Below are 26,420 nucleotides of genomic sequence, written 5' to 3'. Positions count from 1 at the left end.
GATGCGCACCCGGAATCGCGCGGCGGATTACATGCTAGGAAAGAGGGCTGCCGAGGGGAAACGGGAATGAGGTCAGCGCGGTTCGGGGGTGCTGAGCAACGTCGGCAGTGCGAGCTGCTGGCGGCCCCGACGAGTGCGCGGCGGGAAAGACACCTCCACGACGAGCCCGCCGCGGGAGCGGGCCCGCGCACTGAGCGAGGCGCCGTGCGCGGTGGCGATGGACCGGACGATGGACAGGCCGAGGCCGTGGTGTCCGTCATCGGCGACCCGGTCCAGCCGCTGGAACGGTTCGAAGAGGCGGCCCACCCGGTCGGGTGGGATCTCGCGCCCGCTGTTGGCCACACGGACGACGCAGCGACCGTTGTGGACGCCGGTGAAGACCTGGATCCAGCCGTCGGGCACGTTGTAGTCCATGGCGTTGTCCAGGAGGTTGGCCAGCAGCCGTTCCACCAGGGCGCCGTCGCCCCAGACCTCCGCGGTGGCGATCGCCGTCTCCAGGCGCAGTCCGCGTGCCTCGGCGTCCCGGCGTCGGCCGTCGACGACCTGGTCGGCCACCTCGGACAGATCCAGGGGCTCCTGGCGGTCCAGGCCGCGTTCACTGCTGGACAGGGTCAGCAACGACTCCAGGAGGCGTGCCTGCTGCCGACTGAGGTTCAGCAGGCGTTCGAAGTTGGAGCGGAACGAGTCCACGGTGGCGTCGCGGTCGATGAGCGACTCCTCAAGGAGCGCGTGTTCGACGGTGAGGGGTGTGCGCAGCTCGTGTGCCGCGTTGGCGACGAAGCGTTTGTGGGAGTCGAGGGCGGTCTCCAGCCGGCTGAGGAGTCCGTCGACGGTGTCCGCGAGATCCTTCAGTTCGTCGCCGGGGCCTTCGACGGCCAGCCGCTCGTGCACATTGCGGGCCGAGATCCGCTGGATGGTGGAGGTCATGGTGCGCAGCGGGCGCAGCACCCGCCCCGCGACCAGCCAGCCCAGACCGATGGCGATCACCGACATGATCGCCAGGGCGATGCCGGACTGGACCAGGAGGTGGTGCATTTCCGCGTCGTGCTGCTCCATGGCCTGCTGCCGCTGGGCCGCGGCGATCGGGTCGATGCTGCAGGGGGCGTCCGCGTTGCACAGGTGCAGGCCGTCGGCGACGGCGGCCGGGCCGCCGCCGGCGGAACGCCTGTAGAGGTAGAAGCCGTTGGGACGGTTGGCCAGCACGTAGGTGATGGCGAGCAGGACCGCGCCGGAGGCCACGAACAGCAGTCCGTACAGGAGGGTGAGCCGCATGCGGACTCGGCGGGGCAGGAGCCGGCGCGTGGCCCAGGCTCGCAGGCGGGTCGCGCGGGGTGAGCCGAGCAGTGGCATGGGCCTCACTTCACCTCGTCAGATCCGGTAGCCGCCGCGGGGCACGGTGTCGATCACCGGTGGGGAGCCGAGCTTGGACCGCAGCCGGTTGATCGTCGCCTTGACCGTGGTGGTGAACGGATCAGCGGCCTCGTCCCACACCCGCTCCAGCAGTTCCTCGGCGGAGACCACCCGGCCTTCGGCGGCCATCAGGTACTCCAGGACCGCGAACTCCTTGGGGGTGAGCGCGAGTCGCTCCCCTGCCCTGGTGGCGAGGCGTTGCGCGGGATCGAGCCGCAGATCGCCGTGGAGCAGGACGGGGGGCACCGCGGGGCGGGCGCGCCGGGCGACCGCGCGGATGCGCGCGACGAGTTCGGCGTAGGCGAACGGTTTGGGGAGGTAGTCGTCCGCACCGAGGCTGAGGCCCTCCACGCGGTCGGCGATGGTGCCGGACGCGGTGAGCATCAGGACGCGGGTGTGGACGGGTTCGGCCACCAGGACGCCGCAGACCTCGTCGCCGTGGACACCGGGCAGGTCCCGGTCCAGTACGACGACGTCGTAGTCGACGACGGACACGCGTTCGAGCGCGCCCTCGCCGTCGTAGACGACGTCGACGGCCATTCCCTCGCGGCGCAGTACCCGGGCCACCGAGTCCGCGAGCTGGATGTGGTCCTCGACCACCAGCACCCTCACCGCTCACCCCCCATGAAGCAGCGTGCGACGTGGCCGGGCGGGTCGGATGATGGGATCACGGCTGTTCACGATGCCCGGCCTGCCGTCACACACTGGTCACAGTCCAGCGCGGCCCTCGCCGCGCACACGGTCCGGAGGGTAGCGGGACTCGGTCCGGGCCGCCGCCGGAAGGAGGCGTTGGGCCACAGCATGGCCGGGACACGACGGTGCGGTGCCCGCGGCGGGGAAACCCCGCAGCGGACACCGCTCGTCGGCTGTCCGTACGGACGCGCGGTTACGGCTGTCTCATTCCTGTCCCGACACAGGCGGGCCGCCGAGGAGTCCCGGGCCCGGGCCGCCGGGGCCGGGTCCGGGGCCGCCCTCGCCGGGTGGAGCGGGGAAGAGGAACAGGCCGGGCCCGCCTGGTGCGCCGCCGGGCATCGGGCCGCCGGTGCCGGCCGGGCCTCCGGTCAGGACAGCGCCGGGCGGCGCGCCGACCGGCGCCGGTTCGGGCATCGGCGCGTTGCCGTTGGCCGACGGCTGATGGGCGAACTGGGTGCGGTACAGCTCCGCGTACAGCCCGTCCAGGGCGAGCAGTTCCTCGTGGTTGCCGCGCTCCTGGACCCGGCCCTTGTCGATGACGAGGATCTGGTCGGCGTCGCGGATGGTGGACAGCCGGTGGGCGATCACCAGGGACGTGCGTCCCCTGAGGGCTGTCTTCAGGGCCCGTTGCAGCGCCGCCTCGGACTCGGAGTCGAGGTGCGCGGTGGCCTCGTCGAGGACGACGATCGGCGGCGCCTTCAGCAGCAGCCGGGCCATCGCGACGCGTTGCTTCTCGCCGCCGGACAGCCGGTAGCCGCGGTCGCCGACGACGGTGTCGAAGCCGTCGGGCAGGGATTCGATGAGCTCCCAGATCTGGGCCGCCCGGCAGGCGGCGATCAGCTCGTCCTCGGTGGCGTCGGGTCGTGCGTAGGTGAGGTTGTCGCGGATCGTCGCGTGGAAGAGGTGGGCGTCCTGGGTGACCATGCCGATGGTCTCGTTGAGCGACTTCAGTGTCACGTCGCGCAGGTCGTGGCCGCCGATCCGGATGGTGCCCTCGACCGGGTCGTACAGGCGCGGCACCAGATGGGTGATGGTCGTCTTTCCGGCGCCGGACGGCCCCACCAGGGCGGTGAGTTTGCCGGCGGGCGCGGTGAAGGTCAGGTCGCTCAGGGTCCAGGCGTTCTGGGTGCGCTCCGGCGTCGGCAGAGCGATCGACTCCAGGGAGGCGAGCGAGACGTCGGACGCCTTGGGGTAGCGGAAGGACACGCCGTCGAACTCGATGTCGGGTGCGGTGCCCTCCGCGGTGGCCGTCGGCAGGGGCTTGGCGCCGGGCTTCTCGGAGATCAGCGGCTTGAGGTCGAGGATCTCGAAGAGCCGGTCGAAGCTGACCATTGCGGTCATGACGCTCGTGTGGGCACCGGAGAGCTGGTTGATCGGCCCCATCAGCCGGGTGAGCAGCGTGGCGAGCGCCACCAGGGTGCCGATCTGGAAGGTGCCGTCGATGACGAGGCCGCCGCCGACGCCGTACACGAGCGCGGTGGCCAGGGAGCCGACCAGGGTCATCGTCAGGAAGAGCATCTTGCCGTAGACGGAGGTCAGGATGCCCAGGTCGCGGCCCTTGCGGGCCAGCCGGGAGAACTGTCCGGTCTCGCCGTCGGGGCGGCCGTAGAGCTTGGCCAGCAGCGCGCCGGTCACGTTGAACCGCTCGTTCATGAACGAGCCGACCTCGGCGTTGACCTGCATGTGCTCCCGCATGATGCGCTGCAGGCGCCGGCCGACGATGCGGCCGGGCAGGATGAACAGCGGGATCACCACCAGCGAGACGAGGGTGACCACCCAGGACAGCCACAGCATGGCGATCAGCACCAGCACCAGGGTGAGCCCCGCGGACACCACCGTGGACAGCAGCGACGTCACCGCCTGCTGGGCGCCGACCACATCGGTGTTGAGCCTGCTGACCAGCGCACCGGTCTGGGCACGGGTGAAGAACGCCAGCGGCTGCCGTTGCACGTGGTCGAAGATCCGGGTGCGCAGATCGTAGATCAGGCCTTCGCTGATGCGGCCGGAGTACCACGCCTCGACGAATCCGAGGCCGGCGCCCAGCAGAGCCAGTGCGGCGACCGCCACGGAGATCCACACGACGACCGAGGAGTCCCCGACGGCGATGCCGTTGTCGATGATGTATTTGAACAGGACTGGGGTGGCCACCGCTATTCCGGCGTTGAGCGCGGTGACGACCAGGAGAAGGGCGATGTGGAATCGGTACGGTTTTGTATAGGGGACGATCCTTTTCGCAGTGCCGGGCTTGATGCGCTGCCTGGTCACCGTCTCATCCGGCCCCATCCCCCGTATCACCATCGGCCCCGGGCCGATCATGGCCACGAAAACCTCCCGTTTTCGCTGTTGTTGTCGGGCGGGTGCCTAACCGGCGGCTTCGGCCTGTTCCAGCCTGTCCATCTGCTCGGCGAGGCTCTTCGGCCGCATGTCGGTCCAGTTCTTCTCGATGTACTCCAGGCAGGCCTTGCGGGTGTCCTCTCCGAACACGGTCCGCCAGCCCGGCGGCACCTCGGCGAAGGCGGGCCAGAGCGAGTGCTGGTTCTCGTCGTTGACCAGGACCAGGAACGTACCGTTTTCGTCGTCGAACGGGTTCGGCATGACTACTCCGATCGTTTTCCCTCGTCGGCTTTCGATGTTTTCCGCGGGCAGACCTGATTCACGCTAGACGCGTGCTGTGGGGCCTACAAGGCCGTCCAGGCGGGAGGCGTGCGGCCTGGAATTCGCGTTCTGCCGGCCGTGGTTGAAGAATTCGATGATCGCGGAATTCACGGCGGCGGGGTTCTCGAGATATCCGTAGTGCCCGCACCCGGGGATCTCGGTGTAGCGGGCGCCGGGGATGGCGGCTGCGACCTCGCGTGACAGGTGCGGGCGGACGACGAGGTCGTCCTGGAACCCGATGACCAGGCAGGGGCGGCTGATGCGCCGGTAGGCCGGGCGGCGGTCCGGGATCAGCTGGAGGCCGAGCTGTCCGCGGACGGCGGACGGATCGGGGGCCGCCATCTCGAAGACGGCGAGCCAGTCCTGCAGGCGTTCGTCGTCGTTGAGAGTGCGTGGCGAGAGGTTCTGCAGGGCCTTCACGTATGCGCGGAAGCGGGGCGGAAGGCCGATGGCGCCGTCGCCGAGTTCGAAGTCGGCGGCCGTCATGGCCTCGGTCAGGGCGTCGGACCGTGCGGCGGTCGCCACGAGCACGGCCTGCCGGACCAGGTCGGGGCGGGCCAGCAGCAGTTCCTGCACGGCGATCGCGCCGAGGGAGTAGCCGACGACCCGGCAGGGCCCCACATCCAGCCGGTCGATGAGGCGGGCGACGTCGGCGGCCATGGCGTCGAGGGTGAAGTCGTCGGGGCAGGGGTCGCTGGGCGGGATGCCCCGGTTGTCGAGTGTGATCACACAGTGGCCGGCCGCCGTCAGGGCGGGCACCTGGTGGGTGCGCCACATGCGGCCGGGGGCACCGGTGCCGGTGACCATGACGACCGGCTCTCCGGTGCCGTACTCGTCGTAGGCGAGGGTGACCCCGCCCGCTCGGACGACCGGCATCCGCGTCAACTCCTCTCGATGTGCGTGGACTTCGCGGTCGGGTCCGCGAACCGGCCGGCCTTGTCGAGCACGTCCTCGCTGTACAGCCTGAGCGACTGTTGCAGGGCGAACTCCGCCAGGTAGGCGCGGAACGCGTCCCCGGGCTCGTCGGCGAGGTTCAGCATCCGCCGGTTGGCGAGCACGGCCTCGCTGTCGAGCCGGGCCAGGCTGCGTTCGACGGCGGCGTCCATGTCCTCGGGTTCGACGACCTCGTCGACGAGCAGCCGGGCGTCGGGTTCACTCGCCCGGATACGGCGTCCGCCCAGCACGATCTGCCGGGCCAGCCGGGGGCCGGTGTAACGCGCGAGGCGGAAGTTGGCGACGCCGGGGATGATCCCCTCCTTCGCCGCGGGCAGGCTGAGGTAGGCGTCGGACGCGGCGAGCACATGGTCGAAGACCAGCAGCAGCTGCATTCCGCCGCCGATGGCGAAGCCGTCCACGGCGGCCACCCACGGTTTCTCGATCCGGGGTGCGTGCCACTGGTCGGGGTGGTCGGTGAGCACGCCCCGCACGATCTTGTGGATGTAGCCGAGTTCGCGGCGCAGCAGGAACCCGGTCAGCGGAATGCCGCCGGAGCTGAGGCTCTTGAGGTTGATGCCGGCGCTGAACACCCGGCGGCCCCGGTGGCGGGGGTGGCTCATCCGCCCGCCACGCAGCAGTGCCACGCGGGTGGCGGGGTCGAGCAGGGCGAGGTCGACGGCGGTCTCCATGTCGTCGACCTGTCGGACGTCCTCGGCGTTCAGGCAGTCGTCACGGCACATGCTCAGGCGGGCCACGCCATCGTCGCGGCGTTCCACCCGGACCGCCTCGAGTTCCGCCACGCCGGTGCGGGTGAACTCGGGCAGCATCCGCAGGGCGCGGTCCGTGGGGCGGAGCATGGAGTCCAGGAGGTGCTCTCCCGCGGTCGGTGAGCGCAGCACCGCGCGCAGCAGGATGCCCTGGTCGATCTCGTGGCCCTCCTTGTCGGCCTGGACCAGGCCGGTCTCGGCCGCGAGCCGCGCGACGGTCGGGACGAGGCCGGGGAAGGTGTCGGCGGCGGCTTCGAGGAGTTCGTCGAGGCGCGGGCGCAGGGTGCGGCCGGTGGTGAGCCGGTCGTACACGGCGTCGGCGTACGCGTCCAGGAAGCGGGTGCGCAGGGCGCGCGCCGCCTGGTGGGCCGCCGCGGCGTCGGCCCGCTGGCCTGCGGTGCGGGCTCCGGGTGCGGGCAGCGCGGTCAGCAGGTCCTCGACGCGGGCTATCACGCCGGAGGCGGTGGCGAGTTCCTGCCAGGCGTGCTGCACGTCTTCGTGCAGCGGCCGGGCGGGCAGGGTCGTCGTCATGAGGCCTCCGCGCTCTGCTCGGCGCTGCGGCGCAGGACACGGTCGCAGGCCGCGAGGTGGGCGCCCAGGGCGTCCTCGAAGCTGGTCGTGGTGGCGTCGAACAGCAACTGGCGGCGGATCGCGACCTCTTGGCCGGACAGTCCGCCGGTCAGGTCGGCCGCGTCGGCCAGCGCGGCGGCCGGGTCCTCGGCGATCTCGTCGGCAATGCCGAGGGCCAGCGCCTCGGCGGCGGCGATCGGATGGCCGAACAGCACGGCCCTGCGGGTGCGGGCGGCACCGGCCAGCTGGACCAGCCGGTAGCCGGCCATGCCGGGCCAGGTGGCGGTGGCTTCGCGGGATACGAGCAGCCGGGTGCCGGGCAGGGCCACGCGGACGTCGGCGGCCAGGAACGCGTCGAGGGCGGTGCCGCCGCAGTCCCCGGCGGCGACGGCGACCGTGGCCCGGGGCAGCCGTTCGAGCCGGCGCAGGGCCCGTTCCCACTTGGTGACCAGTGAGACGTCGAGTCCGCTGGTCCAGGAGATGTCCGGGGCCCCGGTGACGCGTACGGTCACGATGCCGTCGGCGGTGTCCTCGGCCCGGTCGCACAGCTCGGTGACGGCCTTCACCGTCGCCACCGCGAGCGGCTCGCCGCCGTTCAGCTCGAGCGTGAGCGAGGTCTGCGTCGCTGTCTGAATGGTCACCATCGAACCAACGCCGTTTCGATCGTGGAGCCGGGCCCCATGGTCATGAGCACTCCGTACTCGCCGGGGCGGGTGACGGTCTCGTCGAGGAGCCGTTCGTAGGAGAACAGGAAGGAGCCGCTGGAGACGTTCCCGTGGTCGCGCAGCACGCCCACGGTGTGCCGTACGTCGTGGCGGGTCAGGCCGAGGTTGACGACGACCGCGTCGATGACCTTCTTGCCGCCGGAGTGCACCAGCCAGTGCCGGATGTCGCTGCGGCGCAGGCCGGTGTCGGCCAGCAGGCGCTCGACGACGATCTCGGCGTGCGCGCCCACGACGTAGGGGATCTGCGGGTCGAGGAAGAAGCTGAACCGTTCCAGCGTGCGGTCCCAGTCGTAGCGCATGGCGTCGACCGCTTCGGGGATGATGCAGCTGGCGAACTTCAGGACGTCCGGACCACCGAGTGCGCAGTCGCCGCCCGCGACGAGCGCGACGGCAGCGGCGCCGTCCCCGAACAGGCTGTTGACGACCGCCGTCCGCATCGACGAGTCCATCGCGTACGCGGCGGAGCACACCTCCGCGCACAGGACGACGGCGAGTTCGCCCGGGTGGGCGGTGGCCCAGCCGGCCACCACGCCGAGCGCGTTGAGTCCGGCGTTGCAGCCCATGCCGACGATGTCGCTGCGGCTGCAGTGCCGGTCGATGCCGAGCTCCCGGATGAGCAGGGCGCTCAGCCCGGGGGTGAGGAAGCCGGTGGAGGTGACGCAGCACAGGTGCCGCACGTCGGCGAGTTCCGCGCCGGCCCGTTTCAGGCAGGCGCGCAGGGCCTCGCCGCCCATCTCCAGGGCGAGGTCCTTGTGCTTGTCGAGCAGGTCGCCCTGCGACTCCGGGCTGCGGATGCCGTCGGCGGCAGCGGGCGGCAGCGTCAGGTTGCGCCGTTCGATGGCGCTGTTGAGGAAGACCGAGCGCACCTTCGGATCGGTGATGGAGAAGGCGTCGAGGACCTCCCCCTGGGTGTACGACGTGGGGGTCACCGCCGAGCCCACGCCCACGATCCGGGGATGCACCGGGAGTCGTCCAGGGCCCGGCCGGGCGGTGTCGTGGAGTTCGAACTCGGGCACTTCGCCGAGGACCTCGGCGGGAGCGATGTCGATGGTCATCGGAAGGTCCACCCCCACATACGGGGCTTGCTGCGCAGTCGCCTGCCGCTGGTGCCGGTCACGTGTCCGTCCTTTCTGCCGGGCGGCTGTGTCGGTGGGGCTCGCGCGGCTACGGCCGTTCGGCCTCGGCCTCGATGAAGCGGACCAGCCGTGCCGTGCCCTCGGTGATCTCGGCGGGGGTGAGGTAGCTGGTCGACAGCCGGATGCCGTCGAGCCCCCCGCCGTCCGGGTAGAAGTACGTCATCGGCGTCCAGATGACGCCGAAGTCCTGTGCGGAGCGGGTGAGCGCGCCGTTGTCCGCGTGGAAGGGGACCCGGACGGTCAGGAAGAAGCCGCCCGTCGGTTCGTTCCAGCGGACGCCCAGGGCTTCCCGGCGCACGGCGGGCAGGCGGGCGTCGAGCTCCCGCAGGGTGGCCCGCATGGCGTCGCCGTAGTAGGCGGCGGCCGCCGTGGTGAGGTCGGAGACGCGGCCGTCGGCGCTCAACAGGGTGCCGGCGACGGCGGCCTGGCTGAGCGACGACGTGTTGACCGTCACCATGCTCTTGATCCGGGCGAGTTCGTCCGCGAGCAGATGGGTGCGGCCGGCGTCGTCCAGGACCGGCTGGTCGGCGATGACGAAGCCGACGCGGGCGCCGGGGAAGACCGTCTTGGAGAACGAGCCGAGGTGGACGACCGTACGGGTGCGGTCCATCGACTTCAGCGTGGGCAGCGGCGGGCCGGGGCTCACCAGGCGGTACGGGCTGTCCTCCAGGACGAGAAGGCCGTGCCGGTGCGCGAGTTCGAGCAGGTCGGCCCGGCCCCGCTCGTCCAAGGTGGTGCCGGAGGGGTTGGAGTGGTCCGGGACCACATACAGGGCGCAAGGGCGACGGCCGCGTGCCCGTTCCCTGAGGATCGCGGACTCCAGGTCGGCGCAGGCCAGGCCGTTCTCCCGTTCCTCGACGGGGGTCACCGCGATGTCGAGGAGCCGGGCCGCGCCGGTGATGCCGACGTAGCAGGGGCTGGCGACCAGCAGCACGTCGTCGGGGCCGGTGATAAGGGCGCGCAGCACCAGCAGCATCGCTTCCTGGGCGCCGACGGTGACCACGATGGACTCGGCAGGGACGTCGATGCCCTCGTCGGCGCGCAGCGCGTCCGTGATGATCTCGCGGATCTGGCCGGCGGTGGGGCCGTACTGGTACATCGCGGTGCGGATCTGCTGCGGTGAACTGCCCTGCTCCGCCAGGTGGTCGAGGTAGGTCCGCAGGTGGCGGAAGATCTGCTCGGTGCCGAAGAAGCCGTCGTAGGGGCGACCGGGAGCGAAGGAGATCGCGTCCGGGTGGCGCAGGGTGACCTCGTTGAGGAAGGTCATGGTGTCGAGGACCGGGTCGCTGAGGCTCGCGTGCAGGTCGGACCTGCGCAGGGCACGGGGCGCCGCCGCGGTGTCCCCCGGTGACGGTGTCTCGGTCCGGGGCTCCCGCGGGCCGTGCGCCGGGTGCGCGGGCCGGGTGCCGGTCTCCGGACGGGCCGGGCCCGCCGCCGTGCGGATCACGTCGGGGCCGGCGTCCGCGACCGTGTCGGTGCCGGTGAACGCCATCGCCTCGGTCAGCTCCTGGACCAGCGCGCTCAGTGTCTCGGTCACGCCCGCGCGTCCCTTGACGCGCAGCCCCTGCAGCACGGGTCTGCCCACGACGATCGCGTCCGCTCCCGATGCCAGTGCGGTCAGGACGTCCGCGCCGCGGCGGACGCCGCCGCTCAACAGCAGCGGGCAGCCATCGGCCACGGCCGCGCGGATCCGCGGCAGTGCGGCGAGGTCGGTGACCACGATGCCGTCGGCGCCGGCGTCCACCGCTCGAGCAGCGTCGGCGGCGGTGTGCACGCCGCAGAGCAGCAGCGGCAGTTCGGTGGCCGCGCGCAGCCTTCCCACGGCCGCCCAGTCGGTATGGGCGTCGAGCAGCCGCCGTGCGTCCGTGATGGGTCCGGTGTCGGCCAGGTTGGCGGGGGCGGCGACCGGGCCGAGCCGGATGTCGTCGCGGTCACCGAGCGCCAGGACCACGGCGCCGAAGCCGGCCTCCTCGGCCCGCCGGGCCAGCGCCCGGCCCGTACCGGGCTCCTGGAAGGAGTAGGTGCGCAGCCACGGCGGGACCCCGGCGGCCGAGGACAGTTCGCCGAAGGTCCGCTCGGCGAAGGCGCTCACGACGGCCGGCAGGCCCGCCGCGCCCCCGGCCCGCACCACCGCCAGCTCGGCGCCGGGCCTGGGGGCGGCGGCGAGCGGTCCGACCAAAAGCGGCGCCGACCACAGACGGCCGAGGATTTTCACTGCGGTTTCCGGCGGTCCCGGACTGCGTCGTACGCCCTGTCGCAAACCGGTGCGTTCGAACATCTCCCGGTTCGTGGTTCCGGCGAACCCAGCGGCCGGGGAGAAATCAGCGGACGATGATTCCGTGTCGCCGTATTCGGTGCCCCGAATACGGCCGTCGCGTACCGCACGCACTCGGCCGTCGGAACTCACCATGGATTTCCCCCCGGTTGTCTGCGGTTCACGGGACGGCGCTTATCGGGCGCTCAGCGTCACATGAATCCGCGAGTGCCGACAACACCGTCCAACCGGCCGATTCGTCCACTTGGACAGGTGTGCGGACGGCATGACAGTGCCGAACGGAGCCGCCCGCGCCCGGAGGATCACACCGGCAGCGCGACGTCCTCGCCCTCGTCCCGTCCCGGCTGCTCCCCGGCATGCCGCACGGCGTCCTCCCGCACGGCGGACCAGCCCCCTTTGCGCAGCTCGGCCACCATGCGGTCGGCGACCGCCTGCGGCACGGTGAACCGCACGGCCAGACTGTCGGCGTCGGCGGCGCCGACGTCGGCGTCCTCCGCCGCCACGCCGAGCCCTGCGGTGGCCGCCACCAGCCGCGCCAGTTCCCCGGGACGGTCGACGACCCGGACCCGAACGCGCGGGTCACCGGGCGCCGTCGGTGGCCGCGTGCCCGGGATGCCGGCCAGGCCGAGGATGCCCCGGTCCAGCAGGTCCACCAGGGTGCGCATGCCGAGTTCGCGGTCCCGGTGCCCGGGCCGGGCGAGCGCGTCGAGCGCCGGTACCAGCCGGGACAGGTCGGCGTGCAGGTCCCTGAGGACGTCGGCGACGGCGGGCGCGTTGGACTGCAGGATGTCGCCCCACAGCCGGGAGTCGCCGCCCGCGATCCGGGTGACGTCACGCAGGCCCTGTCCGGCGAGCAGGGACGTCCCGGCCGGCCCGTCCCGCAGCCGGGCCGCCATCAGGCTGGCCACCAGGTGCGGGACATGCGAGGTGACGGCCACGGCGGCGTCATGTTCCTGACTTGGCATCACCACTGGTACGGCGCCGCACAGTTCCACCAGGCACAGGGCGCGGTCGAGGGTGGCCGGCGAGGTCACCCGGGAGGGGGTGAGCGCCCAGTTGCGGCCCTGGAACAACTCCGCGCGGGCGGCGAGCGGGCCGGAGCGCTCCCGGCCGGCCAGCGGATGGCCGCCGATGTAGCGCTCGGGGTCGGGTGCCCGGCTCAGCGCGGCCCGCTCCGGCCCTGCCTTCACACTGGCCACGTCGGTGTAGCCGAGGGCGAGCCGGCTCGTCTGGGCCTCGGCGAGCACACCGCCGACCTGGCTGGGCGGCACCGCGATCACGGCGAGGTCGACCGGCGCCGCGGGGGCGCGGGCGAGTCCGGCGCCGAGGGCGGCGGCCGTCCGCGCGGCCACCGGATCGCGGTCCGCCAGGAACACCGTCACGCCCCGTCGGCGTGCGGCGAGGGCGATCGAGGTACCGATGAGGCCGGTGCCGATCACGGCCATGGTGCGCAGCACAAGACATCACCCGTTCGAAAGGCCGTCGTCCACGGACCGATGGGCCAGGCGAGTTTACGCACGGCGCCGGGCGTCTGTCAGTCGGCCGATCCCTGCACTGTCCGGGCGATTCATTTGACATTTACGGATCTTTATCCACGGGAACTTTCAACCACCTTATTCATGCTCCTCGTTCATCGGCCGGTCGGTCGGACAGTTCGCTTCCCCCGGCGGGATCCGTAGAGTTCCAAAAACCTGTTTCTCTCCTTTTCCGGGGGACACCCATGCCGGATTCATCGAAAGCAGCAGTTCCGCTGGAGGACCTCTCGATCGACCACGTCGGGATGTACGTCACGGACCTGGAGGCCGCCGTGTCCTCCTGGGTCGACGAGTACGCCTTCACCGTGGTCGGCACGAGTGCTTCGTCGCGGCACCGTGGGGTGGCGCTGCGTCAGGGCGGCATCACCCTGGCCCTCACCCAGGCGACGTCGGACCAGCACCCGGGTGCGGCGTACGTCGTCGCGCACGGGGACGGCGTCGCCGACATCGCGCTGCGCACCGCCGACGCGGAGGCGTCGTTCCGGGCGGCGGTGCAACGCGGGGCCCGAGCCGTGCGGCGGCCCACCCGTCATGCGGGCGGCGACCTCGTCACGGCGACCGTCGGGGGCTTCGGCGACGTCGTTCACACTCTCGTCCAGCACTCCTGCGAGGAGGGGCCCGGCCTTCCCGCCGGCTTCTCCCCCGTGGCCGGCGCGGACGAGGCGGCCGCCGACGACGCGGGCCTGCTCCGACTGGACCACGTGGCGGTGTGCCTGAACGCCGGCGAACTCCAGCCGACCGTCGACTACTACCGCACCGCCCTCGGCTTCCGGGACATCTTCCAGGAGCGCATCGTCGTCGGCGCCCAGGCGATGGAGTCGACGGTCGTGCAGAGCCCGTCGCGCACGGTGACACTGACACTGATCCAGCCGGACGTATCCGCCGCCCCCGGGCAGATAGACGAGTTCCTCAAGGGGCACCAGGGAGCGGGCGTGCAGCACCTGGCGTTCTCCTCGCGGGACGCGGTCACCGCCGTACGGTCCCTGACCGCGCGCGGCGTCACCTTCCTGCGCACTCCGTCCGCCTACTACGACCTGCTCGGCGAGCGCATCGCACTGGATCCGCAGCGGCTGGCGGACCTGCGGGAGACGAACGTACTGGCCGACGAGGACCACGACGGCCGCCTGTTCCAGATCTTCACCGCCTCCCGGCACCCGCGGCAGACGCTCTTCTACGAGGTCATCGAACGCCAGGGGGCGGCGACCTTCGGCAGCGCCAACATCAAGGCCCTGTACGAGGCCGTGGAGCTGGAGCGGACGAAGCAGCGTGGCTGACCCGGGCCCCGGGACGGACTCGGGCAGCGCCGGGGTGCGTGCTGCGGCCCGGGAGTTCGAGGAGGCGGGCTGTCTCGCGGATGTCGAGCGGGCCGCCGCAGCGGTGCTCCCGGCCGGGGTGCGGGACTTCGTGGCCGGGGGAAGCGGCGCCGAGACGACGCTGGACGCCAACCGGGCGGCCTTCGACCGGGTGTTCGTCGTGCCCCGGGTACTGCGGGACGTGTCGCGGTGCACGACGGACGCCACGCTGCTGGGACGACCGGTGCGGATGCCCGTGGCGGTGGCGCCCGTCGCCTACCAGCGGCTGCTGCATCCGGAGGGCGAACTCGCCGTCGCGCGTGCGGCGGAGCGGGCGGGCGTGCCGTTCACCGTGAGCACCATGAGCAGCGTGCCGATCGAGCGGATCACGGCGGTGGGCGGCGCGGTCTGGTTCCAGCTGTACTGGCTGCGGGAGCCGGGCCGGGCGCTGGATCTGGCCCGCAGGGCGGAGGACGCCGGGGCGCGGGCGGTGATGCTCACGGTCGACGTGCCATGGATGGGCCGCAGACTGCGGGACGTGCGCAACCGGTTCACCCTGCCCGACCACGTGCGGGCGGCGCACCTCGCGGAGGGGACGTCGACGGCGCACCGCAGGCCCTGCGGGGCCGGCTCCGCGGTGGCCGCGCACACCGGCGAGACGTTCTCCTCCGCGGTGACCTGGTCGTCCGTGGCGGAGCTGCGGGAGTGCACCCGGCTGCCGTTGGTGCTCAAGGGTGTCCTGTCACCGCAGGACGCGGTGCGGGCCGCGGAGTGCGGGGTCGACGCCGTCGTGGTCTCCAACCACGGCGGTCGTCAGCTCGACGGTGCCGTGCCCAGCATCGAGGCGCTGCCCGAGGTGGTTTCCGCCGTCGCCGGCCGCTGTGAGGTGCTGCTGGACAGCGGGGTGCGCGGCGGTACGGACGTGCTGCGGGCGCTCGCCCTGGGAGCCGGCGGTGTCCTGCTGGGGCGGCCGGTGCTGTGGGGGCTGGGCGCGGGCGGTGAGGCCGGCGTGAGCCGGGTGCTGGAGCTGCTGGCCGAGGAGCTGCGGGACGCTCTCGGGCTGGCCGGCTGCTCCGACGTGAGCGCGGCCGGGCATCTGCGCACCGTCGTACGGAATCTGCGGGCACCCTGAACGCCGTGACGGCGGGCCCTGGTTCGGGCTCGCCGTCACATGCCTGCTCATCGGTGTGGTCACCAGCATCGCGCCGGCCGTCGCGGTCAGGCGCTCTCGACGACCTTGCGTTCCAGACGCGTGGCGAACTCCGCCCACATGCCGGCGCATTCGTTGGCCAGGCGGACCACGATGCCACCGCAGTGCGGCGGGACGTTGTCGATGATCTCCTCCCAGTTCTGGGCGCTGATCGTGTAGACGTTGAGCAGCCGGAGCAGTGCGCGCCCCGTCTCGCTGAACCGCAGGGCGGGGTCCGCCCTGAGCCGTTCCACGACGGCGGTGCGGTGCTGTACCGGCGTCCGTTCGAGAACGGTTCTCACCGCCGGGACGGTGAAGTCCCTCGGCTCGGTCTCGTGGGCGGCGCCTCCGGCCTGTGTGCGGGTGCGCGACTTCGGCATCGGGTCCTCGCCCCTGAGCATGCGGTTGCGCACGTCGCGTGCCGTCTCCGGGGAGATCGCCGCCGCGCGGGCGATCTGACGCAACGACAGGCCTGGGTTCTCGGCGATGAGTTGTCCGGCCAGCCGACGCCCTTCGGCGATGTCGATCGGGCGGACCCGCCCGTCCTGTCCGATCCGGGCGGTCTGCGCGGTGGGCACGTCCTGTGTCTGCCGGCGGATCGTCGCGACCGTCCCGGGCGCGAGGCCCGCGACCGAGGCGATCATGCGGTCCGACCACTGCGGGTGCGAGGCAATGATGCGCCGGGTCGCCAGCTTGCGCTCCGCCGTGGTCAGCGGAAGCCCGTGCGTGGTGTTGGACTCCACCGCCAGGACGAAGGCCTCGGCCTCGTCGCCGTCGAAGAACACCACGCCGATCTTGTCGTCGCCGCGGAGCCGGGCGGCGCTGAGTCGGTGCAGGCCGTCGATGACCTGCATGGTGGATCGCTGCACGATGATGGGAGGCAGCGGCGCCTGCGCCGCCACGAGTGCTTCCACATGTTCCGGATCGGCTCCGGAGACACGCGGCGAATCCCCCGTCACCAGAGAATCGATTTCGACTTCCACAACCAGGTTCTGATCAACCGTCCCGTGACCAGGTTGCAATTCCGCTTCCCCCTAAGTGAACTGATGTGACCGGTGCCCGGGTGTGCCGTTCAACGCGCCCCCGTCGGCGCGAAGTGGGCGTGCATGGGCGCACTTCGGCCACCGAGAATGCGCGCCGACGATGGCGTACGGCCTGATCGGCCGGCCTGCATCGGGTTCGAACGGGCACCGGGAGCGGTGTCGCCGGGATCGCCGACGAATTCCCGAGTGAGCCGGATGACTTCCGTACCGTCTTCGTCCCGGGCCGTCCGGTCGAAATGTGAGAAGTGGCGTGCCCGTCGAATGCGAGAACCCCGGCCGTGACCGGTGTCCTTCACTTCCACCTGGCCTCACCGCACCACCTGCGATGATGCCTCGAACGCGCAGCAACAGTAACAAAACGGCTCTGCCGCCAGTACCCCTATCAATTCGATCTCGGTGCGGCACCCCTAAGCACCCCTACGCGCCCCCTACCGGAGGAAGAGGCACGGCTCGGGGCGGTGGCCGACACGGGCACGGAACCGGGGGTGGCCGGCGAGCCGACGGGGGGGGAGGGCGTGCGGCAACCGGTCCTGCACCCAGAATGGACACGCGCGGTCACACACTGGTCACCGAGGACACAGCGAATGCTGACCGCGGTGTGACCGGACGTCTCCTAGAACTGTTGCAACGCGGGACCGCTGCCGGGCACACCGGTGACGACGCGGACGTCAGGGAGAAGAGCCGTGCACTCGGAGGGCCGCAACGGGGCAGGGCCGAACCACTCGTCGACGGCACCGGCCGCCGCCCGCTCGGACACCGTTGGCATGACGGCGTGCGGACGCCTACGAGGACTGCAGCCGGTTCCCTGCCTCGCCGTCGTCCTGTCCCGGGGACCACTCCTGCTGGTCCGGCTGCGCGGTACCGCGCAGCAGCGCCACCAGGCCCATCCGGCGCCTGACGTTGAGTTTGCGGTACACGCGGGTCAAGTGCTGCTCGACAGTGCTGACCGTGATGAACAGCTGCGCGGCGATCTGCCGGTTGGTGTGCCCGCGGGCGGCGAGCGTCGCCACGCGCAGTTCCGCATCGCTGAGTTCGTCCACCGGCTGCGGGCGGGTTCCGACGGTCGCCGGCCACGACCGCTCGTGCGTGGAGGGCTGTTCGGCACCCCTGTCGCCACCCCTCTCGCCACCGCTGCCGGCGGCTGCCTCCGGCGGGTCGTACGCCGGCTGCTCGGCGCCGCACGCGTGCAGCAGCCGCAGGGCGGTACGGGCCAGCGACCGAGCTCGTCCGGCGTTGCCGAGTTCGCGGTGGGTACGTGCCAAGTCGTCCGCAGCGCGGGCCAGTTCGTAGCGGTGGCCGCGCTCCCGGAGGATTTCCATGGCTTCGTCGAGGAGGGCCGGCCGTTGCCCGACGGGCACGGTGGCTGCGAGCACGCGCAGCGTGACGCCGCGGGCCCAGGAGCGTCGGCCGCCGAGCTGGGTGAGCTGTTCCTCGGCGAGGGCGCGGGCGCGCCGGATGTCACCGAGCACGAGGCAGGCCTGGGCGGCGTCGCCGCGCCAGGGCAGCCAGTCCGGCCGGTCGAGACCCCATCGGGTGGCCAGCCTGCCGCACTCCAGGAAGTCGTCGAGGGCGGCATACGGACGTCCGGCGGCGAGGTAGTAACGGCCGCGCGCCGAGAGGTAGAGGACGCCGCCCCAGGTGTGGAAGGCCGCCTCCGGGACGGGGTCGCCGAGCCGGTCGGCAGCCTCCTCCAGTCTGCCCCCGGCGGCCTCGGCGAACAGCGCCGCGGCGAGCGGGGCGGCAACGGCGACTCCCCATCCCTCGGGCGGGACCAGGGCGAGCGCCGTACGGGCGGCCTCTCGGGCGTCGGCCAGTGCGCCAAGCCTGATCTCGACGAGGGCCTTCACCGTCGCGAACAGCGCCTGCCACATCGGCGCACGGCGCTCCTGCGCCTCCTTCACCAGCAGGCCGCACCAGGAGACGGCCTTGTCCAGGTCGTCGACGACGACGAGAGCCGACAGCGCGATCAGGATCACCGGGAGTGTGTGATCGTCCAGGCGGGCGCCCTGCAGCATCTGCTCGGCCCGCGCGGCGACGGCGTCGCGTTCGCCGTCCGCGTCGGCGGGCCGGTCCATGACATCGGCGAGCAGCCGTATCGCCCGATGTTCGACGCCTCGGGTGTAGGGCAGCAAGCTGCGCAGGGCGCCCACCATGCCGGACGGGGTGGGCTGCGAGAGCCCCGGGAAGCGGATGGCCATGCGCAGCCGTACGGCGTCGAAACGATCCTTCACGTCGGGTCCGATGTCGCCCGGGTCGGCGTCGGCCGCTTCGATGTCGCGCCGTTCGGCGGTGTCGAGCACCTCGAGGGCCTGGTCGAGCCGGCCGAACCACAGCAGATGGGCGATGAGCGCCTCGGTGTCCCGGACTCCCAGCCGTCCGGCGAGGGCGGCGGCGGTCAGTTCGGGCAGCTGGCCGGAACCGGCACCGGGACCGGCTCGCCAGCCCACTCGCATGAGCAGGGCCTTGATCGACAGCGCCTGCCGTTCGTCGGGGCATCGGTCGCGGGCGGCCCGCAGACAGTCCAGGGCAAATCCGGTCTCGTCCTCGGCCAGCGCTCGGTCGGCTGCTTCCAACAGGGTGGGCAGCGCCCACGGGGCGTCGAAGGGTTCCGCCGCGATCAGGTGCCGGGCCAGTGCGGTCGCGGAGGCACCATGGTCATGCAGCACCTGGGCGGCGCGGGCTTCGAGACGGGCGCGGTATGCCGGGTCCATGCTGCGCAGGACGGCGGGCCGGACCGCGTCGTGGCGGAACCAGCCGGAGCTGAACAGCCCCGTCCCGTCCAGCGCGTCCAGATCACGGCGCGCCACCTCGGGTGTGGTGGAGAGGACGTCCGCCTGGGTCGCGTCCGAGGCGTCCGGGCCGAGTACCGCGCGCGCCCACGCTGCATGCCGCATAGCGGCGTCGCTCCGGTACAGGCAGGTGGTGACGGCCTGTTCGAAGGCCGGTCCGAGTACGGGTTCCGCCGTCGGTCCACGGGGCACGTCGCTGTCCGCGGCGAGCTGGCGGCGGTCGTCGAGCAGGGCCCGCACCAGCAGGGGGTTCCCGCCGCTGAGCCGGTGGAACTCCTCGGCGGGCGGGTGCGCCCGCCGCCCCTCTGCGCCGACTGCGATCATCCTGCCGACGCCCTGGCGCGTGAGCAGCCGGAGCCGGATGTGCCGGCAGCTCGGCAGTCGGAGCAGCTCTATCCGGAATCGCGGATTCTCCACCGGGAAGCTGCTGCTCTCGCCGAGCACCACCAGAATTCTGGCGGTCTCGCTTCTGCGCGCCACATACAGCAGGCATTCCAGCGAATAGGCGTCCGCATGCTGAACGTCATCGACGCACAACACCAGTGGGATTTTTTTTGATTTTTCCAACAGAATCCCGCAAACGCCGGTGATATCGCTGACGACCGCCGCGGGCAGTTCCCTTTCCGCGGGGGCGCGCAGTTCGTCAGCCGCGTCCCAGTCGAAGCGGCTGACGGCGACTTCCAGGTCGGCGCCCGGCAGTCCAGCGCCGAGCAGTAGTTGCTCGATCACGCCGAGCGGCAGCGAACGCTCCGCGCCGGACGCTGTGGCCTGCAGAAACAGCGTCTGCGCGGAATCAGCGCGGGCACCGAGCTCGCGAAGCAGTGCTGTCTTGCCCGTGGCGGCCGCGCCACTCACCAGCAGGACTGCGCCACGCCCGGACACGCAGGCGTCGAGCATGTCCTGCATCAGGGATAACTCGGTTTCCCGCTCCACCAGTTCCATGAGTCAGTTCCCCCCGTATCCTGACCGAGCGTTCCCCGATGCGAATTTCACCGAAGGATCCGAATCGGTCGCTCCACTCTGACTTCGCCCCACCTGGGCCCGATTCTGCCACAGCGGAAAAATACACGCCATCGAAAGGAGACGAAGGCTTCGATGAATTCGACATGCACGGCAATCCGCGGCTCATCGCATCCGTACGGGCCGCATGGCGGGTGATCCATTCCGCGTCGCTGCCGCGACGATTTCAACATCCTGCACCACCCTGACCCGACTCACCCCTGTATGGGCAACTCTGCGGAGACTGCGGACAGGCGTCCAGCCGCGAAATCGGTCAACAACCCGCCCCGGTCCGCAGCGCTCAGCGGTGTGCGGGGGCGGGGCGGTGGCAGGCTGTTCTTCGGCGGGAACGAACCGGCCGATGACCAGTGCTGTCACGGCGGCCAGAACGCGCCGCGCCACCCGAGCAGCCGGCCGGCCCAGGAGCCCAGCGGCACCCCAGCCGCGACGGCCATGGCCACGCCACCGGCCATACGAGGGCGGAATGGATAAACTCCACCTCGATGGTGGGGCGTTCAGCTCGGGCTTCTCGACCAAGTGCCGGATGCTGGACAAGGCCCCGTACTGGGTGGACTTCCCCCTTCATACGGGCCTCGGCTGTCAGGCCGACGCCCTGGACATACCTCATGCCGGCGGCATACCGCAGGCATCGCCTGCCGTCAGCCCCGATTCACTGAGCCCTTTCAGCGTTGACGCTCCAGGGTGAGGACGGCCTTGGCGATTGACGTCATTCGATTCGGGCTGCATCGCGCCTTGCGGAAGATCTTCCAGGTCTTCAGGCGGGCCGGGCCGCGCTCGACGGCTGCCCTGGTCCGCGACAGCGCTCGGTTGACGGTCTGCTGGGTCGGTGTCAGCTCGCCTCCGGGAGGGCGCCGTCGTGGGGTGGTGACCCAGGAACCGGCCCCGATGTAGGCGCAGTCGGCCAGGATCGGAACGCCCTGGCGCTCGCAGATCCGGATGATCCGGTGGGTGCGGGCGGCGGTCAGGTCGTGGGTGCGTCCGGGCAGGGCCGGGGAGATCCACAGCAGTCGTCCGTCCGGGTCGCTCACCAGCTGCAGGTTCACTCCGTGCCGGCGGTGCTTGGCGGAGTAGTCGCTGCGGCTGTCGCCGACCCGGTCGCACTCGGCGAGCGTGCCGTCGACCAGCACGTAGTCCGGGTCCGCCTCGCGCAGGGCCTTCAGCAGGCCCGGTGCCCGCTCGGCGAGCAGGCTGACGGCGGCCGAGGTGTAGGCGTGGGCCGTGCCGACCGAGATCTGGAAGGCCTCGGCGATCTGTGCCAGGGGCTCGTGCTTGCGCAGGTAGACCAGAGCGACCAGCGCACGCTGGGACGGACGGAGTTTGCAGCGGCGGTCACCCTCACGGGTGACGATGAGCATCGTGAGCCACTCGACGAGAGCGTGCGGCAGGTCGAGTACGGCAGGATGGGGAACCAACAGGGCTCCAGCGCTGATGAGTTGAGACTTCGAACACCTCCCTCAACAGCACCGGGGCCCTGTCCGTTTCGCACCCGCAGCCCGTCACCCGATCAGTGGCCACCCTGAAAGGGCTCACTGGGGCGCACCCCGATCGTGCGCCGCACCGGCAACCGGTTCTCGGTGAACGCGATGTCCGCGATCAGCACCAAGGGCCGGATGCACTGGTGTTCACCGAGACCTTCGACGCCGGCGTGATGTGCCGCTTCCCGGACCGCCTCGCACACAGGACACTGCCGAGGTCGAAAGGCAAGCTGAACGGGCGATACATCTCCACCCCGCGGCAAGGGGGGCGACGACTGCGCGTCGCCGAAGCCTGACCGGCCGTTCCACCTCCGGGCACCGAGCTCCGGGTGCCGGTTCACCCGATTGGCCCGCCTGCGGAGGCCGCTCGCGCCCGCGCTGCGGAGGATATGAACATGCCGGAATCTACGTCCAAGGCACGCCTCGTCGGCGAACTCTCTGCCGAGTTCGCCGGCACCATGATCCTCATTCTCTTCGGATGCGGTGTCGTCGCGCAGGTCGTCGCCGGTGGCGCGCTGACCGACGGTGGGTTGGGTGACCACGACAGCATCGCCTGGGGCTGGGGTCTCGGCGTCGTCTTCGGTGTCTACGTGGCGGCGCGAGTCAGCGGCGCCCACATCAACCCCGCGGTCACCCTCGCGCTCGCGGCCTTCAAGGGCTTCCCGTGGAGCAAGGTCCTGCCGTATGCGCTGGCCCAGACGGCAGGCGCCTTTGTCGCTGCCCTGCTGGTGCGCTGGAACTACAGCGAGGTGCTGGCGAAGGCCGACCCCGGCCACACCGACAAGACGGAGATCGTCTTCTCCACCCTGCCGGGCAACGGCGGTCTCCCGATCAGCCAGTTCGGGGCCTTCCGTGACCAGATCATCGGTACTGCCCTGCTGGTGCTGCTGGTCTTCGCGGTCACCGACCTGCTGAACACGCCACCGGGCGCGAACATGGCCCCGTTCATCATCGGCCTGATCGTCGTCGCCATCGGCATGGCGTGGGGAACCAACGCCGGCTACGCGATCAATCCGGCCCGTGACCTCGGCCCCAGGCTGGCGGCGTTCCTCACGGGCTACGGAGGCGCTTGGCGTGATCAGTACGGCGACCTCTACTTCTGGGTGCCGATCGTCGGCCCTCTGATCGGCGGCCCGCTCGGTGCACTGCTCTACCGCCTGTTGATCACCCCCTTCCTCCCGGCTCCCGAGGCCGAGCAGGAGCCCGGCCGGGTGCCCGCGCCGGACCAGTGAGAGGGACGACCATGCCTGAATTCGTCGGTGCGGTGGACCAAGGCACCACCAGCACGCGATTCATGATCTTCGACCACGACGGCAACGAGGTCGCACGCCACCAGCTCGAACACGAGCAGATCTTTCCCCGCTCCGGCTGGGTCGAGCACGACCCCGTGGAGATCTGGGAACGTACGAACTCCACGATCCAGAACGCCGTCCGCCTGGGCGGCCTGTCCGCCGCCGACTTGGCGGCCATCGGGATCACCAACCAGCGGGAGACCACGGTCATCTGGGACCCCAGCACCGGTCAGCCGTACTACAACGCGATCGTCTGGCAGGACACCCGCACCGACTCGATCGCCGCGGCGCTGGAGCGGGAGCACGGCGACCTCATCCGGCGCAAGACGGGGCTGCCACCGGCGACGTACTTCTCCGGCGGCAAGATCAAGTGGATCCTGGAGAACGTCGACGGTGTCCGAGAGGCCGCCGAGGACGGCCGGGCCGTCTTCGGGAACACGGACGCCTGGGTGCTGTGGAATCTCACCGGCGGTCCGAACGGCGGCATCCACGCCACGGACGTCACCAATGCCAGCCGCACCATGCTGATGAACCTGGAGACCCTCGACTGGGACGACGAGCTGCTCGACATCTTCGGCATCCCGCGCGCCATGCTCCCGGCCATCAACCCGTCCTCGCACCCGGAGGCGTTCGGGACCACCCGCACGACCCGTCCGCTGCGGACCGCCGTACCCATCACCGGCGTCCTCGGGGACCAGCAGGCGGCCACCGTCGGCCAGGTCTGCTTCCGCCCGGGCGAGGCGAAGAACACCTACGGCACCGGCAACTTCCTGGTCCTCAACACGGGCACGGAGATCGTCCGGTCCAGCACGGGCCTGCTGACCACGCTGGCCTACCAGTTCGGGGACGCCCCGGCGGTGTACGCGCTGGAAGGGTCCATGGCGGTCACCGGGTCCGCCGTGCAGTGGCTCCGCGACCAGATGCGGATCATCTCCTCCTCCGCCGAGGTCGAGACACTGGCTCGGCAGGTGGAGGACAGCGGCGGCATCTACTTCGTACCGGCCTTCTCCGGCCTGTTCGCGCCCTACTGGCGCTCCGACGCCCGGGGGGCGATCGTCGGTCTCGCCAGGTTCCACACGAACGCACACCTCGCCAGGGCGACCCTGGAGGCCATCTGCTACCAGAGCCGCGACGTGGCCGAGGCGATGGAGCAGGACTCCGGGGTGACACTCGACGTGCTGCGGGTCGACGGCGGCGTCACCGCCAACGACCTGTGCATGCAGATCCAGGCCGACGTCCTCGGCGTACCGGTCAGCCGCCCGGTCGTCGCCGAGACCACCGCGCTCGGCGCCGCCTACGCCGCGGGGCTCGCCACCGGCTTCTGGGAGAGCACCGACGAGCTCCGCCTGCACTGGCACGAGTCGAAGCGGTGGGAGCCGCAGTGGAGCGACGAGCAGCGGGAGAAGGGCTACGCGGGCTGGAAGAAGGCCGTGGAACGCAGCCTCGACTGGGTCGAGGTCGAATAACCGGGACTCCGGGCGCCTGCAGGGTCAGAAGTTCTCGATGACCATCGGCAAATCACCTGGGCGCTCGGATGGAAGCTGCCTGCTTGTGCAGGCGCAGCCCGTCACTGACTCTCCTGGGCGAGGACGCGGCGACGGCGAGGAGGAACGGGGATCACCACACCGCTTTCACGGCCAGAGTGAGCGGCGTGTCCTGGCCGAGGAGGGCGGAGCCGACGCCGATCCCGACGTGTGCGAGGGCCGCGTCATCGCGGTGCACAGGACGCGGGCCTGGGTCTCGGTGAGCTCACCGTCCGCCTTCGGAAGTCCACGTGACCTGGCGCGGCGACACCGCAGACCCGGCCGTGGTCCTGCAAATTTACGGCCACGCGCTCGACGACGGCCCCCAGGGCAAGATGGCCAGCGCGCTCCATCCTCGACCGCGCCTGCCAGCAGCCCCTCCACCGCGAGGATCCACTCACGCGCCCGTTCGCTCCACGGGACGAAGCGCGCCCACCGGGCCGCCAGGCGCAGCGTCGCCCCCACCGCGGAGCCGCCGCCGTCCTGCGCCCCGGGATCGGCGAGGACAAGGCGCACCTGGTCGGCCGGGACCACGTCCCCGTGCCGGATCGTCGGCGAAGCCCTCGCCCACGCATCCGCCGACAGCGGGCCCGAGGACGCCGCGGAGGTCCGGGCCATCACCGACGCCATGGTCCGCCTGCTGATCGGCGCCCCGCTGCACTCCGACGGCAAGCTGACCATCGTCTCCCTCGCCGTCGAAGCCGGGCTTCGACGCAACAAGCTCACCCACAAACACACCGGCCTCAAGGATCTGTTCTACGCCCTGACCAAGGCCCGCGGCCACATCCCCGAACCGGTCTCCGAAGCCGCGCGGTCCCGCAGCCGCAAGCAGCAAGAGGACCTGGCGCGCGTCTGCACCGAACGCGACGACCTGCGCTCCCAGGCCCAGCTCCTGGCCCGGATCGTCCACCACGTCCTGGAGATCGAGAACCACCGGCTCAAGGCGACCAACGCAGCCCTGGAAGAGCAACTGGCCGACCGCACGGGCATCCCGGACCTCGCCAGCCGGCGACGAGAGCATTCCTAGATCGTGCCGCCAACTCCGAGCGGCGGCACCACCGGTTCTCCCCGCTTCCCGCGCGCCGCCTCAACGTCCGCCGACCGGGAGGGCACTCCAACTGGCCAGCAGACGCAACGCCTCCTCATCGGCCGTGTCAGGGGTCGCGGAGAAGACGACCAGGGACAGGCCGGGGTCGGCGGGGAGGGTGAGTACCTCGTAGGTCAGGCCGAGGTCGCCGACCACGGGGTGGCACAGCCGCTTGAGGCCGGTGCGGTGCTCGCGCACATTGTGGGCGGCCCAGCGGATGCAGAAGTCGTCACTACGGGTGGCGAGGTAGCCGACGAGAGCCGACAGCTGCTTGTCGTAGGGGTTGTGGGTGACGGCGACCCGCAGCATCGCCACGGTCTGGTCCGCCGATTCCTCCCAGTCGGGGTAGAAGCGCTGCGAGGCGGGGTCGAGGAAGAGGAACCGGGCCGAGTTGACCGGCCGGGGGGCCGGAGAACCGGCTCGGATCCTCGACACCCCACATCGGAGAGAAGAGGGCCTGGCCCAGCCGGTTGGCCGTGAGCAGGTCCGACCGCTGGTTGCCGACCACCGCGGCGGCGGTGGCGTGCGCCAGGTCGAACAGGTGCCGGCGCTCGGCCTCGTCCAGTTGCAGGGCGCGGGCAATGGCTTCGAGGACGCTGTCGGAGGCCCCTGTGGCGTCACCGCGCTCCGGGCGGGTGTAGTAGCTGATCGACACCCCGGCCAGTGAGGCCAACTCCCCCCTGCGCAGCCCCGGCACGCGCCGATCACTGCTCGTCGGCGGCAGGCCGACCTGCTCGGGGGGTGATCCGGGCCCGCCGCGTGATCAGGAAGTCGCGCATCTGTTCTCGGGCGTCCATGCCGTTGAGTCCAGGAGCGGTCACGGCACTGAGGGAGCCACGGCGAGTGACCCCCTCGGCAGGGGCTGCCACATCGCCGTCGACGGTGCTGCACTGGATGGCGCCGGCCGGGTGACACCGACGTGCAGCGCGTGTCCGCGGCACCCCCGGCCCTGCAGCCCATCCACGGCATTCGGACGAACGGTCACACGGCCGGTCACTGTGCCCAGCT

20 protein-coding genes and 2 pseudogenes are annotated in these 26,420 nt (G+C 71.2%); 6 read left to right on the top strand and 16 right to left on the bottom strand.

Going from position 1 to position 26,420, the window contains the following annotated elements:
- Window positions 1-72: 72 nt before the first annotated feature.
- From StrepF001_RS11505 to StrepF001_RS11460, 10 genes are all read right to left on the bottom strand, one after another.
- Window positions 73-1,350, bottom strand: a complete 1,278-nt coding sequence (locus tag StrepF001_RS11505) for a HAMP domain-containing sensor histidine kinase (RefSeq protein WP_129798165.1) — start codon at window positions 1,348-1,350, stop codon at window positions 73-75.
- An 18-nt stretch (window positions 1,351-1,368) separates the two neighbouring features.
- Window positions 1,369-2,022 (bottom strand): response regulator transcription factor, encoded by a 654-nt coding sequence (locus StrepF001_RS11500; RefSeq protein WP_129798164.1) that lies wholly within the window; start codon window positions 2,020-2,022, stop codon window positions 1,369-1,371.
- Between the two features lie 285 nt (window positions 2,023-2,307).
- The gene (locus tag StrepF001_RS11495) at window positions 2,308-4,386 is read right to left on the bottom strand and encodes an ABC transporter ATP-binding protein (RefSeq protein WP_276322812.1); all 2,079 of its coding nucleotides are present in this window, start codon (window positions 4,384-4,386) and stop codon (window positions 2,308-2,310) included.
- A gap of 78 nt (window positions 4,387-4,464) precedes the next feature.
- Window positions 4,465-4,698: an MbtH family protein gene (locus StrepF001_RS11490; protein ID WP_129798163.1), complete on the bottom strand. Its 234-nt coding sequence runs from the start codon at window positions 4,696-4,698 to the stop codon at window positions 4,465-4,467.
- Between the two features lie 63 nt (window positions 4,699-4,761).
- Complete coding sequence (locus StrepF001_RS11485) at window positions 4,762-5,634, bottom strand: alpha/beta hydrolase (RefSeq protein WP_129798162.1); 873 nt, start codon at window positions 5,632-5,634, stop codon at window positions 4,762-4,764.
- A gap of 5 nt (window positions 5,635-5,639) precedes the next feature.
- The gene (dpgC, locus tag StrepF001_RS11480; protein WP_129798161.1) at window positions 5,640-6,992 is read right to left on the bottom strand and encodes a (3,5-dihydroxyphenyl)acetyl-CoA 1,2-dioxygenase DpgC; all 1,353 of its coding nucleotides are present in this window, start codon (window positions 6,990-6,992) and stop codon (window positions 5,640-5,642) included.
- Complete coding sequence (gene dpgB / locus StrepF001_RS11475) at window positions 6,989-7,675, bottom strand: enoyl-CoA-hydratase DpgB (RefSeq protein WP_129798160.1); 687 nt, start codon at window positions 7,673-7,675, stop codon at window positions 6,989-6,991. The genes dpgC and dpgB overlap by 4 nt, the downstream gene beginning before the upstream one ends.
- Complete coding sequence (gene dpgA, locus StrepF001_RS11470; RefSeq protein ID WP_129798159.1) at window positions 7,669-8,811, bottom strand: 3,5-dihydroxyphenylacetyl-CoA synthase DpgA; 1,143 nt, start codon at window positions 8,809-8,811, stop codon at window positions 7,669-7,671. The genes dpgB and dpgA overlap by 7 nt, the downstream gene beginning before the upstream one ends.
- A 109-nt stretch (window positions 8,812-8,920) precedes the next feature.
- A complete protein-coding gene (locus tag StrepF001_RS50015; protein ID WP_346656919.1) occupies window positions 8,921-11,302 on the bottom strand; it encodes an aminotransferase class I/II-fold pyridoxal phosphate-dependent enzyme in 2,382 nt (793 codons plus the stop codon).
- 167 nt (window positions 11,303-11,469) lie between these two features.
- The gene (locus StrepF001_RS11460; protein WP_129798157.1) at window positions 11,470-12,612 is read right to left on the bottom strand and encodes a prephenate dehydrogenase; all 1,143 of its coding nucleotides are present in this window, start codon (window positions 12,610-12,612) and stop codon (window positions 11,470-11,472) included.
- A 275-nt stretch (window positions 12,613-12,887) separates the two neighbouring features.
- On the opposite strand from StrepF001_RS11460, the gene hppD reads away from it, so the two are divergent.
- Together hppD and StrepF001_RS11450 are read left to right on the top strand one after the other, a co-directional pair.
- The gene (hppD, locus tag StrepF001_RS11455) at window positions 12,888-13,976 is read left to right on the top strand and encodes a 4-hydroxyphenylpyruvate dioxygenase (RefSeq protein ID WP_129798156.1); all 1,089 of its coding nucleotides are present in this window, start codon (window positions 12,888-12,890) and stop codon (window positions 13,974-13,976) included.
- A gap of 34 nt (window positions 13,977-14,010) precedes the next feature.
- Window positions 14,011-15,126 (top strand): alpha-hydroxy acid oxidase, encoded by a 1,116-nt coding sequence (locus StrepF001_RS11450; RefSeq protein ID WP_129798436.1) that lies wholly within the window; start codon window positions 14,011-14,013, stop codon window positions 15,124-15,126.
- An 86-nt stretch (window positions 15,127-15,212) separates the two neighbouring features.
- Here the strand turns inward: StrepF001_RS11450 and StrepF001_RS11445 are convergent, their stop codons facing one another.
- From StrepF001_RS11445 to StrepF001_RS11430, 4 genes are all read right to left on the bottom strand, one after another.
- On the bottom strand, window positions 15,213-16,142 hold the full coding sequence (locus StrepF001_RS11445; protein WP_240797394.1) for a ParB N-terminal domain-containing protein: 930 nt from the start codon (window positions 16,140-16,142) through the stop codon (window positions 15,213-15,215).
- 697 nt (window positions 16,143-16,839) lie between these two features.
- Entirely contained in the window at window positions 16,840-16,992 is a 153-nt protein-coding gene (locus tag StrepF001_RS45525) for a hypothetical protein (protein ID WP_165396225.1), read from the bottom strand.
- 16 nt (window positions 16,993-17,008) lie between these two features.
- Window positions 17,009-19,957 carry a LuxR family transcriptional regulator gene (locus StrepF001_RS11435; RefSeq protein ID WP_129798153.1) on the bottom strand — a complete coding sequence of 983 codons (2,949 nt, stop codon included), beginning with the start codon at window positions 19,955-19,957 and terminating at the stop codon, window positions 17,009-17,011.
- Between the two features lie 740 nt (window positions 19,958-20,697).
- Window positions 20,698-21,447 (bottom strand): transposase family protein, encoded by a 750-nt coding sequence (locus tag StrepF001_RS11430; protein WP_129798031.1) that lies wholly within the window; start codon window positions 21,445-21,447, stop codon window positions 20,698-20,700.
- A gap of 111 nt (window positions 21,448-21,558) precedes the next feature.
- On the opposite strand from StrepF001_RS11430, the pseudogene StrepF001_RS47515 reads away from it, so the two are divergent.
- The 4 genes and pseudogenes from StrepF001_RS47515 to StrepF001_RS11405 form a co-directional block, all read left to right on the top strand.
- Window positions 21,559-21,707, top strand: a pseudogene (locus StrepF001_RS47515) (IS630 family transposase); the annotation flags it as partial.
- A 198-nt stretch (window positions 21,708-21,905) separates the two neighbouring features.
- Window positions 21,906-22,742: an MIP/aquaporin family protein gene (locus StrepF001_RS11420; protein ID WP_129798151.1), complete on the top strand. Its 837-nt coding sequence runs from the start codon at window positions 21,906-21,908 to the stop codon at window positions 22,740-22,742.
- 11 nt (window positions 22,743-22,753) lie between these two features.
- Window positions 22,754-24,268 carry a glycerol kinase GlpK gene (gene glpK / locus StrepF001_RS11415; RefSeq protein WP_129798150.1) on the top strand — a complete coding sequence of 505 codons (1,515 nt, stop codon included), beginning with the start codon at window positions 22,754-22,756 and terminating at the stop codon, window positions 24,266-24,268.
- A gap of 685 nt (window positions 24,269-24,953) precedes the next feature.
- Entirely contained in the window at window positions 24,954-25,352 is a 399-nt protein-coding gene (locus tag StrepF001_RS11405; RefSeq protein WP_129798149.1) for a hypothetical protein, read from the top strand.
- A gap of 60 nt (window positions 25,353-25,412) precedes the next feature.
- Here the strand turns inward: StrepF001_RS11405 and StrepF001_RS50010 are convergent, their stop codons facing one another.
- A complete protein-coding gene (locus StrepF001_RS50010; RefSeq protein ID WP_346656918.1) occupies window positions 25,413-25,847 on the bottom strand; it encodes a hypothetical protein in 435 nt (144 codons plus the stop codon).
- Window positions 25,848-25,932: 85 nt separating this feature from the next.
- Window positions 25,933-26,209 (bottom strand): annotated as a pseudogene (locus StrepF001_RS50005) (helix-turn-helix transcriptional regulator); the annotation flags it as partial.
- Between the last annotated feature and the right edge of the window lie 211 nt (window positions 26,210-26,420).

This window comes from Streptomyces sp. F001 (assembly GCF_004187715.1).
Lineage (GTDB): Bacteria > Actinomycetota > Actinomycetes > Streptomycetales > Streptomycetaceae > Streptomyces > Streptomyces flavusporus.
The sequence above is the reverse complement of the archived record's forward strand: the minus strand, read 5'-3'. Positions and strand labels throughout refer to the sequence as shown.

Bases quoted from the DNA above. Each gene is read 5' to 3' on its own strand.
- StrepF001_RS11505 (WP_129798165.1), bottom strand. From the start codon at position 1,350: ATGCCACTGCTCGGCTCACCCCGCGCGACCCGCCTGCGAGCCTGGGCC.
- StrepF001_RS11495 (WP_276322812.1), bottom strand. From the start codon at position 4,386: ATGGGGCCGGATGAGACGGTGACCAGGCAGCGCATCAAGCCCGGCACT.
- StrepF001_RS11490 (WP_129798163.1), bottom strand. From the start codon at position 4,698: ATGCCGAACCCGTTCGACGACGAAAACGGTACGTTCCTGGTCCTGGTC.
- StrepF001_RS11485 (WP_129798162.1), bottom strand. From the start codon at position 5,634: ATGCCGGTCGTCCGAGCGGGCGGGGTCACCCTCGCCTACGACGAGTAC.
- dpgC (WP_129798161.1), bottom strand. From the start codon at position 6,992: ATGACGACGACCCTGCCCGCCCGGCCGCTGCACGAAGACGTGCAGCAC.
- dpgB (WP_129798160.1), bottom strand. From the start codon at position 7,675: ATGGTGACCATTCAGACAGCGACGCAGACCTCGCTCACGCTCGAGCTG.
- dpgA (WP_129798159.1), bottom strand. From the start codon at position 8,811: ATGACCATCGACATCGCTCCCGCCGAGGTCCTCGGCGAAGTGCCCGAG.
- StrepF001_RS50015 (WP_346656919.1), bottom strand. From the start codon at position 11,302: ATGGTGAGTTCCGACGGCCGAGTGCGTGCGGTACGCGACGGCCGTATT.
- StrepF001_RS11460 (WP_129798157.1), bottom strand. From the start codon at position 12,612: ATGGCCGTGATCGGCACCGGCCTCATCGGTACCTCGATCGCCCTCGCC.
- hppD (WP_129798156.1), top strand. From the start codon at position 12,888: ATGCCGGATTCATCGAAAGCAGCAGTTCCGCTGGAGGACCTCTCGATC.
- StrepF001_RS45525 (WP_165396225.1), bottom strand. From the start codon at position 16,992: ATGCCAACGGTGTCCGAGCGGGCGGCGGCCGGTGCCGTCGACGAGTGG.
- StrepF001_RS11435 (WP_129798153.1), bottom strand. From the start codon at position 19,957: ATGGAACTGGTGGAGCGGGAAACCGAGTTATCCCTGATGCAGGACATG.
- StrepF001_RS11420 (WP_129798151.1), top strand. From the start codon at position 21,906: ATGCCGGAATCTACGTCCAAGGCACGCCTCGTCGGCGAACTCTCTGCC.
- glpK (WP_129798150.1), top strand. From the start codon at position 22,754: ATGCCTGAATTCGTCGGTGCGGTGGACCAAGGCACCACCAGCACGCGA.
- StrepF001_RS11405 (WP_129798149.1), top strand. From the start codon at position 24,954: ATGGTCCGCCTGCTGATCGGCGCCCCGCTGCACTCCGACGGCAAGCTG.